The sequence below is a fragment of the Saccharopolyspora sp. SCSIO 74807 genome, assembly GCF_037023755.1.
GTDB classification, from domain to species: Bacteria; Actinomycetota; Actinomycetes; order Mycobacteriales; family Pseudonocardiaceae; genus Saccharopolyspora_C; species Saccharopolyspora_C galaxeae.
Genome location: NZ_CP146100.1, coordinates 2,468,351 through 2,484,590, shown reverse-complemented (window position 1 = coordinate 2,484,590; position 16,240 = coordinate 2,468,351). Strand labels below are relative to the sequence as shown.

Annotated in this window: 14 protein-coding genes, 1 pseudogene and 1 riboswitch; of the genes and pseudogenes, 4 read left to right on the top strand and 11 right to left on the bottom strand. The window is 70.6% G+C overall.

Annotated elements, in window-relative coordinates; translation table 11 throughout:
- The first annotated feature begins 34 nt into the window (after positions 1-34).
- Complete coding sequence (locus V1457_RS11415) at positions 35-496, top strand: nuclear transport factor 2 family protein (protein ID WP_200069250.1); 462 nt, start codon at positions 35-37, stop codon at positions 494-496.
- Positions 497-708: 212 nt separating this feature from the next.
- Here V1457_RS11415 and V1457_RS11410 read toward each other — a convergent pair whose 3' ends face one another.
- The 9 genes and pseudogenes from V1457_RS11410 to V1457_RS11370 form a co-directional block, all read right to left on the bottom strand.
- Positions 709-2,496, bottom strand: coding sequence for an ABC-F family ATP-binding cassette domain-containing protein (locus V1457_RS11410; RefSeq protein ID WP_338603311.1), 1,788 nt, complete (start codon positions 2,494-2,496; stop codon positions 709-711).
- 34 nt (positions 2,497-2,530) lie between these two features.
- Positions 2,531-3,487 carry a 4-(cytidine 5'-diphospho)-2-C-methyl-D-erythritol kinase gene (locus V1457_RS11405; RefSeq protein WP_200069248.1) on the bottom strand — a complete coding sequence of 319 codons (957 nt, stop codon included), beginning with the start codon at positions 3,485-3,487 and terminating at the stop codon, positions 2,531-2,533.
- Positions 3,488-3,697: 210 nt separating this feature from the next.
- The gene (locus V1457_RS11400; protein WP_338603307.1) at positions 3,698-4,699 is read right to left on the bottom strand and encodes an ATP-binding cassette domain-containing protein; all 1,002 of its coding nucleotides are present in this window, start codon (positions 4,697-4,699) and stop codon (positions 3,698-3,700) included.
- 120 nt (positions 4,700-4,819) lie between these two features.
- Complete coding sequence (locus tag V1457_RS11395; RefSeq protein WP_200069246.1) at positions 4,820-5,089, bottom strand: hypothetical protein; 270 nt, start codon at positions 5,087-5,089, stop codon at positions 4,820-4,822.
- A 4-nt stretch (positions 5,090-5,093) separates the two neighbouring features.
- Positions 5,094-5,181, bottom strand: a riboswitch (SAM riboswitch).
- A 202-nt stretch (positions 5,182-5,383) separates the two neighbouring features.
- On the bottom strand, positions 5,384-6,259 hold the full coding sequence (gene rsmA, locus V1457_RS11390; RefSeq protein ID WP_307849947.1) for a 16S rRNA (adenine(1518)-N(6)/adenine(1519)-N(6))-dimethyltransferase RsmA: 876 nt from the start codon (positions 6,257-6,259) through the stop codon (positions 5,384-5,386).
- A 181-nt stretch (positions 6,260-6,440) separates the two neighbouring features.
- Positions 6,441-8,009 carry a resuscitation-promoting factor gene (locus tag V1457_RS11385; protein WP_295141469.1) on the bottom strand — a complete coding sequence of 523 codons (1,569 nt, stop codon included), beginning with the start codon at positions 8,007-8,009 and terminating at the stop codon, positions 6,441-6,443.
- 675 nt (positions 8,010-8,684) lie between these two features.
- Positions 8,685-8,936, bottom strand: a pseudogene (locus tag V1457_RS11380) (transglycosylase family protein); the annotation flags it as partial.
- 268 nt (positions 8,937-9,204) lie between these two features.
- Entirely contained in the window at positions 9,205-10,044 is an 840-nt protein-coding gene (locus V1457_RS11375) for a TatD family hydrolase (RefSeq protein ID WP_338603297.1), read from the bottom strand.
- A gap of 75 nt (positions 10,045-10,119) precedes the next feature.
- Entirely contained in the window at positions 10,120-11,142 is a 1,023-nt protein-coding gene (locus V1457_RS11370; protein ID WP_338603294.1) for a DUF4185 domain-containing protein, read from the bottom strand.
- A gap of 136 nt (positions 11,143-11,278) precedes the next feature.
- Here V1457_RS11370 and V1457_RS11365 point away from each other — a divergent pair, with 136 nt between their 5' ends.
- Together V1457_RS11365 and V1457_RS11360 are read left to right on the top strand one after the other, a co-directional pair.
- Positions 11,279-12,166: a helix-turn-helix transcriptional regulator gene (locus tag V1457_RS11365; RefSeq protein ID WP_338603291.1), complete on the top strand. Its 888-nt coding sequence runs from the start codon at positions 11,279-11,281 to the stop codon at positions 12,164-12,166.
- Positions 12,129-12,314, top strand: coding sequence for a DUF397 domain-containing protein (locus tag V1457_RS11360; protein ID WP_338603288.1), 186 nt, complete (start codon positions 12,129-12,131; stop codon positions 12,312-12,314). The genes V1457_RS11365 and V1457_RS11360 overlap by 38 nt, the downstream gene beginning before the upstream one ends.
- Before the next feature lie 6 nt (positions 12,315-12,320).
- On the opposite strand, the gene rsmI is transcribed toward V1457_RS11360, so the two are convergent.
- The gene (rsmI, locus tag V1457_RS11355; protein WP_338603285.1) at positions 12,321-13,166 is read right to left on the bottom strand and encodes a 16S rRNA (cytidine(1402)-2'-O)-methyltransferase; all 846 of its coding nucleotides are present in this window, start codon (positions 13,164-13,166) and stop codon (positions 12,321-12,323) included.
- A gap of 23 nt (positions 13,167-13,189) precedes the next feature.
- Here rsmI and V1457_RS11350 point away from each other — a divergent pair, with 23 nt between their 5' ends.
- Positions 13,190-14,758: a phospholipid carrier-dependent glycosyltransferase gene (locus tag V1457_RS11350; RefSeq protein WP_338603282.1), complete on the top strand. Its 1,569-nt coding sequence runs from the start codon at positions 13,190-13,192 to the stop codon at positions 14,756-14,758.
- A gap of 99 nt (positions 14,759-14,857) precedes the next feature.
- Here the strand turns inward: V1457_RS11350 and lat are convergent, their stop codons facing one another.
- Positions 14,858-16,216, bottom strand: a complete 1,359-nt coding sequence (gene lat / locus V1457_RS11345) for an L-lysine 6-transaminase (protein WP_338603279.1) — start codon at positions 16,214-16,216, stop codon at positions 14,858-14,860.
- Between the last annotated feature and the right edge of the window lie 24 nt (positions 16,217-16,240).

The window sequence follows — 16,240 nt, the reverse complement described above, 5'->3', positions numbered from 1 at the left end:
AGAGAACGATCGTTCTCAACGATAGGAGACTGCAATGCCGGAAGATCGTCCGCCGTACCCGCCGTTCACGCAGGAGGCGGCCCTGCAGAAGGTCCAGGCAGCTGAAGATGCATGGAACACCCGTGACCCGCACCAGGTGGCCATGGCCTACACGCCGGACTCGACGTGGCGGAACCGTGACATCTTCGTCCGCGGCCGCGAGGAGATCATCGCGTTCCTGACCCGGAAGTGGGAGCGCGAACTGGACTACGCGCTGCGTAAGAGCCTCTGGGGCTTCCGCGAAAATCGAATCGCTGTCCGCTTCCAGTACGAGTGTCACGACGCAGAAGGCCAGCGATGGCGCAGCTACGGCAACGAACTGTGGGAGTTCGACGAGCACGGACTCATGCGGCGCCGCGAGGCGAGCATCAACGACGTCGCTATCACTGAAGCCGATCGGCGCATCCACGGCCCCCGGCCCACGGGCGAGTACGGCGTCGACATCCCACTCCGGTAGTGCCGATACCACGTCCCTTAGTCGGTGGGCTCAGGCAACACGACCGCCTGAGCCCACCGAACTCGTGTCGTCTATAGGAAACGCTGTGCTCCACGCCAACGCGCCCCTGTCCATCGAGGGACGACGTCGCCTCGTCCGCACAGCGGAGCAGGTGAGAGGCCGCCAGCATCTCGCCTCCGAGACGGCGTCACCAACGTCCAGCCCTCACACACCTAGTCGAGCTGATCGGCCAGTTCGAGCCAGCGGGCTTCCACGTCGTCCTTCTCCTGCTGCAGCGCCTGCAGATCGGCGCCCAGCGATTGCAGCTTGTCCGGCTCGGTAGCGGCCTCGGCCAGCCGCGCGTGCAGCTCCTGCTCCCGCTTGCCCAGCTTGTCCAGCTGCCGTTCCAGCTTCGCCAGGTCCTTGCGCGCGGCCCGCTCCTCGGCGCCGGAGAGCTTGTCCGGCTTCGCCTCGACCACGTCCGCGGCCTGCTTGCCGACGTCGCCACCACCCGCGGCCAGCAGCGAATGCCGCCGCTGCAGGTACTCCTCGATGCCGCCGGGCAGGTGGGTGAGCCTGCCGTCGCCGAACAGCGCCAGCACCGTGTCGCACACCCGCTCCACCAGGTAGCGGTCGTGCGAGACCACGACGAGCGTGCCCGGCCAGCCGTCCAGCAGGTCTTCGAGCTGCTGCAGGGTGTCGATGTCGAGGTCGTTGGTGGGCTCGTCGAGCACCAGCACGTTCGGTTCGGACATCAGCAGCCGCGCCAGCTGCAACCGCCGCCGCTCACCGCCGGAGAGGTCGCCGACCGGGGTCCACTGCCTGCCCTTGCCGAACCCGAACCGTTCGCCGAGCTGGGAGGCGGTGAGCTCGTACTTGCCCAGCTGCACCCGTTCGGCGACGTCCTCGATCGCCTCCAGCACCCGCCAGTTGCCCGGCAGGTCGTGCAGCTCCTGGGTCAGGTGCGCCAGCCGCACCGTCTTGCCCTCGATGCGCCTGCCCGCGTCCGGCTCCCGCTCACCTGCGATCAGCCGCAGCAACGTGGTCTTGCCGGAGCCGTTGACGCCGACCAGCCCGATCCGGTCACCCGGCCCGATCCGCCAGGTCACGTCGTCGAGCAGGGTGCGATCGGCGATCCGCAGGTCCACGTCCTCCAGCTCGATCACGGACTTGCCGAGCCGGCGTTTGGCGAAGGTGACCAGCTCAACGGTGTCGCGCGGCGGCGGGACATCCGCGATGAGCGCTTCGGCTGCCTCCACCCGGAACCGCGGTTTCGAGGTGCGGGCCTTCGCGCCGCGCTGCAGCCAGGCGAGTTCCTTGCGCGCCAGGTTCTGCCGCTTCTCCTCGGCCTGCTGGGCCAGCCGCGCGCGTTCCGCGCGGGCGTAGACCCAGTCCGCGTAGCCGCCTTCGTACTGCTCGACCCTGCCCTGGGTGACCTCCCAGGTGCGGTTGCACACGGTGTCCAGGAACCAGCGGTCGTGCGTGACGATCACCAGTGCGCAGCGGCGTTCCATCAGGTGGTCGGCCAGCCAGCGCACGCCCTCCACGTCGAGGTGGTTGGTGGGCTCGTCGAGCACCAGCACGTCCAGGTCGCGCACCAGCGCGGCCGCCAGCGCGACGCGGCGGCGCTCACCACCGGAGAAGTCGGCGACCGGGGTGTCCAGCCCGAGCCGGGTCATGCCGAGCCCGGTCAGCACCGAACGCACCCGGGCGTCGGCGGCCCACTCGTGCTCGGCGGTGAAGCCGTGCGGATCCAGCACCGCGTGGCGCACCGTCGAGCCCGGCGGCAGTTCGGTGCGCTGGGTGACCACCGCCAGCCGCAGGTCGCGCTGGTGGCTGACCCGGCCGGAGTCCGGTTCCTCGCTGCCGGAGACCACTTCCAGCAGCGTCGTCTTGCCGCCGCCGTTGAGGCCGACGACGCCGATCCGCTCCCCGGCGCCGATGCCGATCGAGACGCCGTCCAGCAGCGGGCGCTCTCCGTAGCTCTTGCGCACCGATTCGAGGTTGATCAGATTGGCCATCGGGGTTGCGGTACTCCAGGAAAACGAGGGGTGATCAGGCGTGCACCTGCGGCGGCGTGGGCCGGTCGGCCCGGTCGTCGCCGATGATCCGGGCTCCCGGCACCGGCCCCTGCGCGACCCGGACGGTGCGGCACACGCCCGCGCCGGACAGTTCCGCGGCGACCCGGACCGCGGAGTCGTTGTCGGTGCACAGGAACGCGCAGGTCGGTCCGGAGCCGGACACGATCCCGGCCAGCGCGCCCGCCTCCACGCCGGCGCGCAGCGTGCGGCGCAGGTTCGGGCGCAGCGAGACCGCCGCGGACTGCAGGTCGTTGCCCAGCAGCAGGGCCAGCTGGTTCGGATCGCCGGAGGCCAGCGCCTCCAGCAGCGGCTCGACCTCGCCGACCCGGTTCGGCCCGGTGTCGGCGCGCAACCGGTCCAGCTCGCCGTACACACCGGGGGTTTCCAGGCCGCGGCGGTCCAGCGCGATCACCCAGTGGAAGGTGTGCCTGGCGAGAACCGGCACGAGCCGCTCGCCGCGGCCGGTGCCCAGCGCGGTGCCGCCCTGCAACGCGAACGGCACATCGCTGCCGATCTTGGCGGCGATGTCGCTGAGCTCGTCGCGCCCGATCTCCAGGCGCCACAGCGTGTTCAGCGCCAGCAGCGCGGCCGCGGCGTCGGCGCTGCCGCCCGCCATTCCGCCGGCCACCGGGATGCCCTTGCGGATCGAGACCTGCACGCCCGGCTCTTCCGGGTCGCGGCCGGAGTGCTCGGCCAGCAGCCGCACCGCCGTCCACGCCAGGTTGCTCTGCCCGGTCGGCACCGAGTCGGCGCCGTCGCCGCGGACGTCGATGCCCGGCTCGTCGGCGCTGTGCACGGTGACCTCGTCGGTCAGCGACAAGGCCTGGAAGACGGTGACCAGCTCGTGGTAACCGTCCGGGCGAGCGTCGCCGACCGCCAGGTGCAGGTTCACCTTGGCCGGAACACGCACGGTGATGGGGGTGGGTACCACGGAGAGCACTCCTAGAGCGTACGTGTCCGCGCGATCCGGGTGCCGCCCCAGCACCGACTTCGCAGCACGCGGCCGCCGGTCGAGCCCGGTGCACGGGCTCGGCCGGCGGCCGGTCGGTTCTTGTGCCGCTGCTGCGCGCTTCGGAGGATTCCGAGTGCAGCGGCACCGCAAGGGACGCCGTCTGCTATTTCCGCGATCCCAGTTCGGGGATCAGGCGGCCACGCCTTCGACGCTGACCGGAGTGCGGCGCACCTGCGCGTCCCGGTCGACCATCCACTTCAGCGCGGCCTCGGAGCGCTCACCGGTGAGCCCGATGCGGAACTTCGCCACCGGCGTGTCCCCGAGCCGCGTCATGCCGCCGCCCAGCACGGCCAGGTCCACGCCGAACCGCCCGGCCGCTTCCGGCAGCAGCGCGCCGACGGCGGCGAAACCGACCAGCACCACCTCGGCGACCACGTCGTGCCTGCGGCCGGATCCGGCCTCCGGCAGCAAGCTGGTGCCGAGGCGGCTGCCCGGCTCGGAGACCAGGTCGAGCACCTTGCCCTGCTCGACGACCCGGCCGCCGTCGAGGACCACCGCCTCGTCGGCGATGCGCCGCACCACGGCGGTGTCCCCAGTGGTCAACAGCACCGTGGCACCCAGCTCGGAGCGCGCGCGGTCGAGCACCGTCAGCACCGCCTCCGCGGTCGACGAGTCCAACCCGGCGGTCGGCTCGTCGGCCACCAGGACCGAGGGCTTGGCCGCGAGCGCGCGGGCGACCGCGACCCGCCGCCGCTGGCCGTCGGTCAGCTGTTCCGGGTGCAGCGGCGCCTTGTCGGTCATGCCGACCAGGTCGAGCAGTTCGGCGACGCGGGCGCGGCGTTGCGGCCCGGGCATCTCGGCGGCTTCCAGCGGCAGCGCCACGTTGCCCGCGGCGGTGCGCTGGCGCAGCAGCGAGTCGCCGTCCGGGACCACGCCGATGTGTCTGCGGGCGGCGCGCAGCGCGGCGCCGTCCAGCGCGGAGAGGTTCGTCCCGTCGATCTTCACGGCACCGCGGTCCGGCTTGTCCAGCAACCCGACGCAGCGGGCGAGGGCGGACTTGCCCGCATCGCTGGGACCGACCACGCCGCACACCGACCCGGCGGGGACCTCCAGGGACACGTCGTCGAGCGCGACGGCGCCTGCGCGGGATTCGCCGCGGAAGGATTTGCTCAGGTTCTCGACAGTGATCATGTTCGGCTCCACATCAGCTCACTCCGGGAGCGCAGGCTGCTGCGCATCGACCGGCCGGAAGGAAACGCTGGTTCGCTGGCCCGAACCGGCCCGGCGGACCGGATTCGGTGGCTCGGGCAGCTAGCCGCGACAGGCCGTGGTCGTGCGCCGTCCTTGATCGATGATGCGGCGCTGGGTGAGCGCGAGCCCGTGCGGCGCGGAGCGCGCGCGGGCGCGGCCGCCGCGGGCGGTTCGCCGGAGCTTGTCGTGCTGCGCGCCCGTGCTGCCGGGCAGCGCGATCTTGAGCTGGGCGATCTCGAGCTGGGCGCTCCCGAGCTGGGCGGACCCGGACTGAGCGAACGCGGACTGGGCGAACCCGGGCCGGGCGCCGGTCAGCGGAGTTTCAAACACGTCGACTCCATCGGCCCTGGCGTTAGCACCTGCCCACGGGGTGGTTGCTGCGGCGTCGTCGAGCCAGGTCTCTCGGCCGCTCGGGATGGATTTCCCGGATAGTAGAACCCAGTCGTGTCCGCGAACGCAAGGCGACACTGGTCACTATGTGGAATCGTTCGGCAGATCACACCACCTGGCCGAGTCGCTGACCTTGATCAACAGATCCAGCCCGGACACACTGGGTAGTCAGACTGCGCGCTCGCCACTCGCCTGGAGTGATCGGCGGAAGCGCCCTGCCGCGTCGCCGGGAACTCAGCGCACGGATTCGGCGCCCGCTGCGGCCACCCGGGCGAAATCTTCGACCGTGAGCTGCTCGCCGCGAGCCGTCGGATCGACCCCGGCCGCGCGCAACAACTCCTCGGCACGCGCCGCCGAACCGGCCCATCCGGACAGCGCCGCCCGCAACGTCTTGCGCCGCTGCGCGAACGCGGCGTCCAGCACGCGGAACACCTCGGCGCGGTCCGCGCTCGACGGCGGATCGGTGCGGGAGAACGAAACCAGGCCCGAATCCACGTTCGGCACCGGCCAGAACACGGTCCGCGGCACCGGGCCCGCGCGGCGCACCTCGGCGAACCACGCCGCTTTCGCGCTCGGGAGCCCGTAAGTGCGGCCGCCGGGTTTCGCCGCGAGCCGGTCGGCGACCTCGGACTGCACCATCACCAGGCCCTTGCGCAGCGACGGCAGCTCCGCCAGCAGGTGCAGCACCACCGGCACGGCGACGTTGTACGGCAGGTTCGCCACCAGCGCGGTCGGCGGGTCTGCTGCGAAGTCGTCGGCGTGCACCCGCAACGCGTCGGCGCTGAGCACTCGGAGGCGGTCCGCGAGGCCCGGGGCGAACTCGGCCGCCGTGCGCGGCAGCCGCTCCGCGAGCGCGGGATCGACCTCCACCGCGACGACCCCGCGCGCCGCCGACAGCAGCGCCAGCGTGAGCGAGCCCAATCCGGGGCCGATCTCCAGGACCACGTCGTCGGCCGTGAGCCCGGCGGCGCCGACGATGCGGCGCACGGTGTTCGGGTCGTGCACGAAGTTCTGGCCGAGCTTCTTGGTGGGGCGGATCCCCAGGTCCTCCGCCAGCCGGCGAACATCGGCGGGCCCCAGCAACCGCGCCCTGTCCGCGTCACTTTCCACGCACCAGAACCTACCCGCGCCCGCACCCGGCCCTGCGCGCGGCCCGCCGCACTACCCGCCGACTCCGAGCGAACGGACCGTTCTTCCGATCGGGAGTGGTTAGTGCCGGGAGAACGAAGTGAGCGGACCGCTCGGCCGGGCATGCCGGGCGAACGGTCCGCTCACTTGGTGATCGTGCGGGTCAGCTCAGACCGAGCTTGGAGGAGCAGCCCGGCCAAGCGCCGTAGCCGCCGCCGCGCGAGTCGCGAACCTTGGTCGCGACCTGGATCTGCTGCTCCCGGCTGGCCTGGTGCGGATAGGCCGCGAACTGGTCGCCGCCGAAGGCGCTCCAGGTCTGCTTGTCGAACTGCAGGCCGCCGTAGTAGCCGTTGCCGCTGTTGATGGCCCAGTTCCCGCCGGCCTCGCACTGCACCAGCTTGTCCCAGATGGCGCTGTTCGGCGGTTCCTTGCCACCGACGCGCTTGACCGTCGGCGTGGCTTCCTTCGTGATCTTCTCGCCGACCGCCTCGCGCCCGGTCTCCTCACCGTTCTTGGTGGTGATGCGGGTGAAGACGATCTTCTCGCCGGGCGTGCCCTGCTTCTCGACCTTCTCCTCGCCCTGGAACATCGAGTCGTCGACGATCTCCTGCACGGGCGGCTGCACCGGCTGCGTCAGGTTGACCACCTTGCTGCCGGTGCGGTTGATCTGCACCTGCGCGCCGTCGGTGATCTTCTGGTCGCCGCCGGGGGTGATGTGGTCCTCCGGCCCGAGCTGGAGCTTCTGCTCCTTGACCAGGTCGTCGACGGTGACCGCGGTGGTGGTCAGCTGCCGCGGCGCCTCGCCGCCGTCGGTGACGGTGATGTCCTTGGCGGTGTTGACCGTGAGGTCCATGCCCTGCTCGGGCACTTCCATGTTCCGGTCGGCCGAGACGAACGCGCCGTCGGCGGGCACGCCGAGCTGGCGCAGCGCCTGGTCGACGGTCACCGACCGCACCCACTCCTCGCGGGGCTGGCCGTCCACGGTCATCTTCACCAGCCGGCCGCGGTCCAGCGTGATCGTGTCGTTGTGCCCGACCTGGGCCTGCGGGGACGGGCTCAGCGCGTCGTGCGGGCCGACGTTGATGCCCTCTTCCTGCAGGACTTCACCCACGGTGGAGTCGTAGGTGTTGACCTGGCGCTCCTGGCCGTCCACCTCGACGGTCACGGACTTGTCCATGGCCGCGGCGGCACCGCCGGAGCCGGCCAGGGTGACGATCACCGCGGCGACCGCGCCCTTGAGGAAGCGCTGCTTCCAGTCGGTGACGGCTTCGACGAACTCCGGTGCCGGGTTGCCCTCGGCGTCGGTCTCCGGCACGTCGTCCGGCAGCACCAGCGGCGGCAGCACGACGGTTTCGGCGTTGACCAGCCGGATCAGCTCGTCCACGTCGATGTCGGCGGTGGCGAGCATCTCGTCGGCCTGCGGCCCGAGCGCCTCGAAGACGTCGTCCGGGGTGATGTCCAGTGTTCCCGGCGGGAAGCTGGGGTGGTCGGCGGCGGGGTAGTTCCCGCCGCTGATGGGGGCGAAGCCGTGGTCGGCGGTGATCTCCAGATCGCTCTCGCGATCGAGTTCGACCGGCCGGTCCAGCACGCCGACCGCGGTGGGCTGCTCCTTGCTCACCGGGGTGAACCAGTCCGTAACCGGTTCAAGCGAATCGGCCCAGTAGCCGTGGTCCCGGCCGGTATTGCCGCGGGAATTGCTGGCATGGGCACCGGGAATGCCGCGTCCGTTCACAGGGTCGCTACCTCTCGAAAGCGGAAGCTCTCCGCAGCGTCGATGATCCCGTGGAGTTCGCCGGCCATGCTTGGTGAACTCCTTCATCCGCCGCTGCGCGACTTCGTGCTTCGTCTCCGTATCCGACTCCCGTAGCCAAGCGCCGTCATAGCCGTTGCCACGTGCGGAACCGGTCCTGTCCCGGTCCGCCCGCTCGGCACCGACTTCCCCGACGAAACCCGGCGGCGACTAGCGGGTGTTCCCCATGACTTCGTTGTCATCGGTTACGAGGCCGAGACTCTAGCGTGATGCGACCAGTGCGCCAAGAGCCCGATCGAGCACTGTGACTTGGGTTACGCCGTTTTGCCGGGCAACCCAGCACCCTGGGTGATCATCTAGTTGTTCGGCCCGGAGGATTTTCCCATCCCCGCAAGGAGTTCCCGCACCCCGCCCGTAGGTCCAATAAGGACGGACGTCGCTGCTGGTGAGGAGATCGAAAGGGCCGTCGGAGCCGGTGCGCGCGGGCGCTCGGCGACGGCCTCCAGGCCAAGCGGCGGGAGAGCGGACACATCTCCCGCCGCCGGCGTTCTGCGGCCCCGCGGATGCGTTGGGTGATCGCGATGGGTGTTCGCTCACACGCTCGGGGGCACTTTTGGGATCAAGATCTGCTGCTGAGATGCGGCGAAGCCGCACCGCTCAGCGCGGCAGGCCGAGCTGGCGGGCGCAGGCGGGCCAAGCGCCGTATCCACCGCGGGCGTCGCGCAGCGAGGTGGCGACGGAGATCTGCTCTTCGCGGGAGGCGCGGTGCGGGTAGGCGGCGAAGTCCCTGCCGCCGTGCGAAACCCAGGTGCCGCGGTTGAACTGCAAACCGCCGTAGTAGCCGTTGCCGCTGTTGATGGCCCAGTTCCCACCGGATTCACATTGGGCCAGCCGGTCCCAGACGGAGCCGGCGCGGGTGTCCGGCGCGGGCTGGGCCTGGGCGGTGGGGGCGCCGCAGAGCATGATCGCTGCGGCGATGCCGATCCGGGATAGACCGCTGGTGCGCATACGAGTCCTGACTGCCGTTCCTCCGGGCAGCGGGCCCGCAGTCCACTGTGGTCGATCGTCGCGGGCGGGCCCCTCCCGGCTTCCACAGTGGACGCTAGGAGTCCGGGCGGCGGTCGCAACTCCAGCGCGGCGCAGCGCGCAATACCACAGAACGCGGAGTAAGCGCTGGTCAGGCGGCGATCACCGGATCGAGAGCGAAGACCCGCTCGGCGGTGGCAGTCGTAGCCACGATCAGTTCCGCCAGATCGACTCCGCGTAGCTCGGCAAGATCCCGAAGGGTGTAATTGACGCAGTAAGGCTCGTTCGGCCGCCCGCGGAACGGGTGCGGGGTGAGGAACGGCGCGTCGGTCTCCACCAGCAGCTGCTCGACCGGCACCAGGGCGGCGGCCTCGCGCAGGTCCTTCGCGTTGCGGAACGTCGCGGTGCCCGCGAACGAGAGCACGAACCCGCGGTCGACGCAGGCGCGGGCGAACTCGGCGTCGCCGGAGAAGCAGTGGAAGATCACCGTCTCCGGGGCGCCTTCCTCGGTGAGGATGCGCAGGATGTCCTGATGCGCTTCCCGGTCGTGGATCATCAGCGGCTTCCCGCAGCGCTTGGCCAGGTCGATGTGCCAGCGGAAGGCTTCCTGCTGCGGCTGCGGCGGGGAGAAGTCCCAGTAGTAGTCCAGGCCGGTCTCGCCGACCGCGACGACGCGGTCGCGGGTGACCAGGTCCTCCAGCACCCGCTGGTCGGCTTCGGTGAAGTCCTTCGCGCGGGTGGGGTGCAGCGCGGCCGCGGCGAACACCCGGCTGTCCCAAGTGGACGCTTCGACGGCCCAGCGGGCGGCGTCGATGTCGTCGGCGACGGTCACGACCCGGCCGATGCCCGCGGACTCGGCGCGGTCCAGCACCGCTCGCACGTCCTCGGCGCTCGTCGCGCCGCAGGCGTCCAGGTGGGTGTGCGCGTCGACCGCGGGGGCGGGCAACGCCTCCGGAACCGGCGGCCGCTGGCTTCTGTCCTTCTTGCTCACCGTCACTCCCGCGATCTGCTGCTCACCGCTGTGGCCTGCCGGTTTCCACCCTATCCGGGCAGGTGAGCCCGGGGTTCAGGCGAGGTCGGCGCGGAACAGATCGACGTTGTAGGGGCGCCACTGCGTCATCGTGCAGTAGATCGCGGGTCGGTCCGCGGCCCACGGGTGCTGGAAACCGCCGTAGAGCGCCGGATACTCGGAGCCCGTGGTCAGCACCTCGCCTTTCGACCAGGGGCCGGTGAGTTCTTCGGCGGTGCGCAGCACGATCGCTGCGCGGTGTTCGTCCAGGTGCACCGCGAACCAGCGGCCGAAGTGGGAGTTGTACTGCACGGACAGTTCGGCGACCGGAGCGCTGAGCACGGGCGCCGCGGCGAACGGGTCGGTGCCCCAGCCGCTACCGGTCCAGTACTCGTAGCCGGCCGGGTCGAGCAGGTCGCCTTCGGGCGCGCGGGCGAGGTGGCCGGAGCCGAAGCGGCCGCTGGGCGTGCCCAGCAGGTGCACGTACCCGTCGAGCGCGCCCGCGAAGGCGATCAACTGGAACGGGTGGCCGCCCTGGTCGCGGCGGCGGAATCGGCGCAGCGCGCGTTGCCCGCGGTTCGGCCAGATCGCCGCGTCCGACTTGGTCCAGGTGCGGCCGCCGTCGTCAGAGTAGGCCAGTGCGCCGTAGTTGGTGTGCCACACGCCGGGCACTCCCCAGCGCCGCACGGACATGTAGTGCAGGTAGTTGCGTCCGCCGACGCAGATCCCCGCGGTCGGAATGATCGTGTTCTCGCGCGCCTTCGGATCGCGGGGCAGGAATTGCCCGGCCGCGCCGTCTTCGCGCTGCACGACCCAGTCGAATTCGAGCCCGGTGTCGAGATCTTCGCTGGTCGAGCGGGCCAGCACGTTGCACCGCCAGTCCGCGTGCTTCGGCCCCGCGCCGTTGCCGCCCCACTCCGCGCCGTAGGTGTCGCCGAACGCGATCAGCACGCCGCCGCGCCCGTCGTCCCACATGATCCCGAGATCGGTCGCGGTGAAGCCGAACCTGCTGCTCGTGGCGTTGCAGGAATCCTCACCGGTGATCCGGCCGATCCGCGTCACGCCCTGCACCCGCGCCATCTCCCCACGGTAGTGCACCCTTTCGGCTTAACCGCAAGGGAAAACCGGTTCGCCGATGATCGGAGTCGCTACCGTGCGCATCCCAAGTGATCACGCACCGGAATCGCCGGACGGTGGTGATCACGGATCGAGTCGGGTGAATCCGGAGGAGAACATGAAGCGTTCGGAGCGGCTGCGCCAGCTCGGAGTCGGCGCGCAGCTCAAGGAGATGCGGCACAACAGCGGTATGAGCACCCGGAAGGTCGCGGGCGCGCTGGGAATCTCGCCCGCGTCGGTCAATCGCAACGAGATCGGGCAGCGGGTGCCCGGACAGGACGAGATCACCGCGCTGTGCGCGCTGTACGGCGTGACCGGTGATCTCAAGAAAGCGCTGCTGGATCATGCGGCGGAGTCCGTGGACACGGCGGCCTGGGTGGAGCGCGGCCGGATCACCGACGAACTGGCGAGTCTCGTCGTGCTGGAGAGCAAGGCAACCGAGATCACTTGCGTCGCAACCTCGTTGGTACCTGGTCTCGCCCAGACCGCGGAATACTCCCGTTTGATCATCGACGGTTCGCCGGTCGAGCCGGACGACATCGAACGCAGGGTCAAGACCCGGCTCGGCCGCCAGGCGGTCTTGTCCCGGCCGGACGGACCGCGCATCAAGATGGTTCTGGAAGAAGGCGTCCTGCATCGAACGCTGGGCGACTCGCGCGTCTGGCGTGACCAGCTGTTTCAGTTGATCAGGTTGCAAGGTCAGGCGAACGTGAGCATCCGGGTGCTTGCCTCCGGGGTTGCCGCGCGGCCCGCGAACAACGCGTTCTCGATGTACCAGCTGGGCGACGGTGCACCTTATGTCTTCGTGGAAACGGAGGGAGCAGGCGTGTTCGTGACAGATCCTTCTGAGGTCACGCCCTTTGTGACAACCTCTCAGGTGCTCGATCGGGCAGCGCTGAGCGAAGACGAGTCCGGCGAGCTCATCAGGAACGTCGCCGAAGGGTTCCATCTTGAGTCAGCTCATCTGGCGCACCAGCAGCCGCTCTAATCAGGTCGAATGCGTTGAGGTCGCGCTCTCCGACGAAGTGGTCGCCGTCCGCGACTCGAAGGATCGCGGTGGCGGCCACTTCGCCGTCTCCGGCGGCAAGTGGCAGAACTTCCTGCGCGGCTTGAAGAACGGCCGCTACGACGGCTGAGCCCGCTCAGCGCCGCGCAGCCAGCACCGCGTTGTAGAGGTCGTTCTTGCGCAGGCCGGAGAGTTCGGCGACCTCCGCGACGGCGTCTTTGAGGCGCATCCCGTCGGCGGCGCGTTCCTCGACCTGCGGGACCAGCTCGTCGGGGTCTTGGGAGGCCGGGGCGGCGCCCGCGAGCACCACGGTGATCTCGCCGCGTACTCCATCGGCGGCCCACGACGCCAGTTCGCCGAGATCGGCCCGCTTCACCTCTTCGTAGGTCTTGGTGAGCTCCCGGCACACCGCTGCCGCGCGGTCGGCGCCGAGCACCGACGCCGCGTCGGCGAGCGTGTCGGCGAGGCGGTGCGGGGCCTCGAAGAACACGCAGGTGCGCTGCTCGGCGACCAGGCGGCCTAAGAAGCGCCGCCGCTCCCCCGGCTTGCGCGGTGGGAATCCCTCGAAGCAGAACCGATCGGACGGCAATCCGGACACCGCCAGCGCGGTCGTCACCGCGGACGGGCCGGGCAGGCACGTCACCGGCAGCCCCTCGGCGGCGCACGCGGACACCAGCCGATAGCCCGGATCGGACACGCTCGGCATCCCGGCGTCGGTGACCAGCAGCACGTTCTTGCCGTCCCGCAACGCATCGAGCAGCTGCGGAGCGCGCGCTGCTTCCACCGCCTCGTAATAGCTGATGACCTTCCCGGCCGGGTGCACGCCGAGCGAACTCGCCAGCGCACGCACGCGGCGGGTGTCCTCGGCCGCCACCACTCCCGCCGAGGACAGCGCCTCCACCAGCCGCGCCGAGGCGTCCCGCGCATCACCGAGCGGAGTCGCGGCGAGCACCAACGTGCCCGATCCGGATTCGAGGTCCATGAGCACAACCCTACGATTCAGGTGTGAGCGTGCTCGTGCCGAACTCCGCCAAAGCCGACGACCTCGTCGGCCCCGGACAAACGCCGCCGGCGGCCGCACCCGGGACGTCCGACACCGCGCATCCGCTCACCGCGAAGCTGCCCACCGACCGGCTGCGCGGGTGGATCGTCACGCTGGTGATCACGCTGGTGGCCGCGGTCGTGCGGATCTGGGACCTCGGGCACGCCACCGACAAGGGCACGCCGGTCTTCGACGAGAAGTACTACGCGATCCAGGCGTGGCAGATGCTGCGCAACGGCGGGTACGAGGACAACCCCGGCTACGAGGTCGTCGCGCATCCGCCGGTCGGCAAGCAGCTGATCGCGATCGGCGAGTGGATCTTCGGCTACGGGCCGTTCAGCTGGCGGATCGCCGCGGCCCTCGCGGGTGTCGTGATGGTGCTGCTCGTCGTGCGGATCGGGCGGCGGCTCACCCGGTCCACGCTGCTCGGCGCGATCGCCGGGATCCTGCTGATCTGCGACGGGGTCAGCCACGTGCAGTCGCGCATCGGGATGCTGGACATCTTCCAGGCGCTGTTCGTGCTCGCCGCGTTCGCCTGCCTGCTCGCCGACCGCGACCAGATGCGGCAGCGGCTCGCGGTCGTGGTCCGCGAGGGCCGCATCGCCGAGAGCGTCTGGGGACCGCGGACCGGGTTCCGCTGGTGGCGGTTCGCGGCCGGGGTGTCGCTGGGGCTGACCTGCGGGGTGAAGTGGAACGGGATCTACTACATCGCGGCGTTCGGGCTGCTCAGCGTGCTGTGGGACGCGCTTTCCCGGCGCACCGCCGGAGTTCGCCGCCCGTGGGCGGGGGCGCTGCTGCGGGACACGGTGCCCGCGCTGGGTTCGCTGCTGGTGCTGCCGATCGCGATCTACTTCGCGGTGTGGTTCAACTGGTTCGCCAGCGAAACCGCCACCGACCGGCACGCTTCGCTGGTCGCCGACGACGTCGGGTTCGGCTGGGTGCCGGAGCCGTTCCGGTCGCTGCTGTACTACCAGGCCAACGTGCTGGACTTCCACACCCACCTGACCACCGGCAACAGCCCGCACCCGTGGGAGTCGAAGCCGTGGGCGTGGCCGATGGGCATGCGGCCGATGCTCTACTACTACGAGTCCGGACTGCCCGGCTGCGGCGAATCGGACTGCGTGCAGGCCACGATGCTGCTGGGCACTCCGGCGATGTGGTGGCTGGCGCTGCCGGTCGCGGCGTGGACGGTGTGGCGCGCGGTGACCCGGCTGGACTGGCGCTACACCGCGGTGCTGGTCGGCTACTGCGCCGGGTTCCTGCCGTGGTTCGTCAACCTCGACCGGCAGATGTACTACTTCTACGCCACGCCGATGGCGCCGTTCCTGGTGCTCGGGATCGTGCTGGTGCTCGGCGAAATCCTCGGTGCGGCGCAGGAGCACACCGAGCGCCGCAAGACGGGACTGCTGGTGGTGGCGCTCTACGTCGGGCTCGTGGTGGCGAACTTCGTGTGGTTGTGGCCGGTGCTCAACGGCGCCTCGATCACGCAGGAGCACTGGCAGGCCGAGATGTGGCTGCCGTCCTGGCGGTGACCGGAGTTCCCTGGGTGCTCCGCCCAAGTTCGTCCGGAGTGAACGGACCGTTCGTCCCAATAGACTGGGCGAACAGTCCGTTCACTCCTGGTGAAAGCGTCAGGGCAAGCTGGTGAGGGTGGCGCGGAGCGCGGCTACGGCGGCGGTGAGTTCGGACGGGTCCGCCGACAGCGGCGGGCGGAACCGCAGGGAATCCGGGCCGGACGGCAGGAAAAGCGTGCGGTGATCGGTTCGGGCCGCGGCGATCGCCCTGTTCCGGAGCTCGGGGTCGCGGAAGGTCACCGCGCACATCAGCCCGCGCCCGCGCGGGGCGGTGAGCAGGCTCGGGAACTCGGCGGCCAGCTCGCGCAGCTCGGTCAGCAGCAGCGCACCGATTTCGCGGCTGCGCTCGAACAGCCCGTCCCGCTCGATGATCTCCAGGATGCGCGTGGCGCGCACCATGTCCACCAGCGAACCGCCCCAGGTGGAGCTGATCCGGCTGGCTTCCCGGAAGGCGTTGTCGGCGACCTCCAGCACCCGGCGCCCGCCGAGCACCCCGCACACCTGCATCCGCTTGCCGAACGCGACCAGGTCCGGCTCGAGCCCGAGCGCCTCGTGCGCCCACGCCCCGCCGGTCAACGCGCCGGTCTGCACCTCGTCGGCGACGGTGAGCACGTCGTGCTCGCGGCACAGCTCCTGCATCGCCCGCAGGAACCGCGGCCGCAGGTGCCGGTCGCCGCCTTCGCCCTGGATCGGCTCGTAGACGAAGCACGCGACCTCCGCCCCGTACCGGCGCAGCGCGGATTCCGCGGCGTCCAGCGCGACCTTCTCCTCGGGCAGCAGTTCCGGGCTGTCCCAGCGCGGACCGGGATCGACGGCGGGGCCGGGAATCCGCGGCCAGTCGAACATCGGGTAGTCGCGGATCTTGGCCGGGTCGGTGTTGGTCAGCGACAGCGTGTACCCGCTGCGGCCGTGGAAGGCGCGCTCCAGGTGCAGCACCCGGCTGCCGCGCACGGCGAGTCCGGTGCGGGCGTTGCGCTTGGTCTTCCAGTCGAAGGCCACCTTCAGCGCGTTCTCCACCGCCAGCGTTCCGCCGTCGATGAGGAACAGCAGCGGCAGCTCCGGCACGCCCGCCACGCGGCGGAACGTCTCGGCGAACCGCGCCTGCTCGACGGTGGCGAAGTCCGGGTTGGACGGCTTGATCCGGGCCGCGCGCAGCAGCTCGGCCTCGAACTCCGCCGCGCGCAGGCCGGGGTGGCCGTGCCCGAGCGGGGCGGAGCTGAAGAACATCGTCATGTCCAGGTACTCGGTGCCGTCGCGCAGGTCGCGCAGCCGGCAGCCGTCGCCCGAGTCGAGGTCCACCACGATGTCCAGCAGGTCGCCGGTCACCCGCGCCCGCAGCGCGGGCACGGCTCCGGTCGCAGCGGTCGTCGGGGTGGTCGGGGCGGGAGTGAGAACGGCTTCCTGCTGGGTCGTCATGTCAGCCTCCTCGTTCTGCAGCCG

Excerpts from the sequence above, each read along its gene's own strand:
- V1457_RS11415 (WP_200069250.1), top strand. The coding sequence starts at position 35 with ATGCCGGAAGATCGTCCGCCGTACCCGCCGTTCACGCAGGAGGCGGCC.
- V1457_RS11410 (WP_338603311.1), bottom strand. The coding sequence starts at position 2,496 with ATGGCCAATCTGATCAACCTCGAATCGGTGCGCAAGAGCTACGGAGAG.
- V1457_RS11400 (WP_338603307.1), bottom strand. The coding sequence starts at position 4,699 with ATGATCACTGTCGAGAACCTGAGCAAATCCTTCCGCGGCGAATCCCGC.
- V1457_RS11370 (WP_338603294.1), bottom strand. The coding sequence starts at position 11,142 with ATGGCGCGGGTGCAGGGCGTGACGCGGATCGGCCGGATCACCGGTGAG.
- rsmI (WP_338603285.1), bottom strand. The coding sequence starts at position 13,166 with ATGGACCTCGAATCCGGATCGGGCACGTTGGTGCTCGCCGCGACTCCG.
- lat (WP_338603279.1), bottom strand. The coding sequence starts at position 16,216 with ATGACGACCCAGCAGGAAGCCGTTCTCACTCCCGCCCCGACCACCCCG.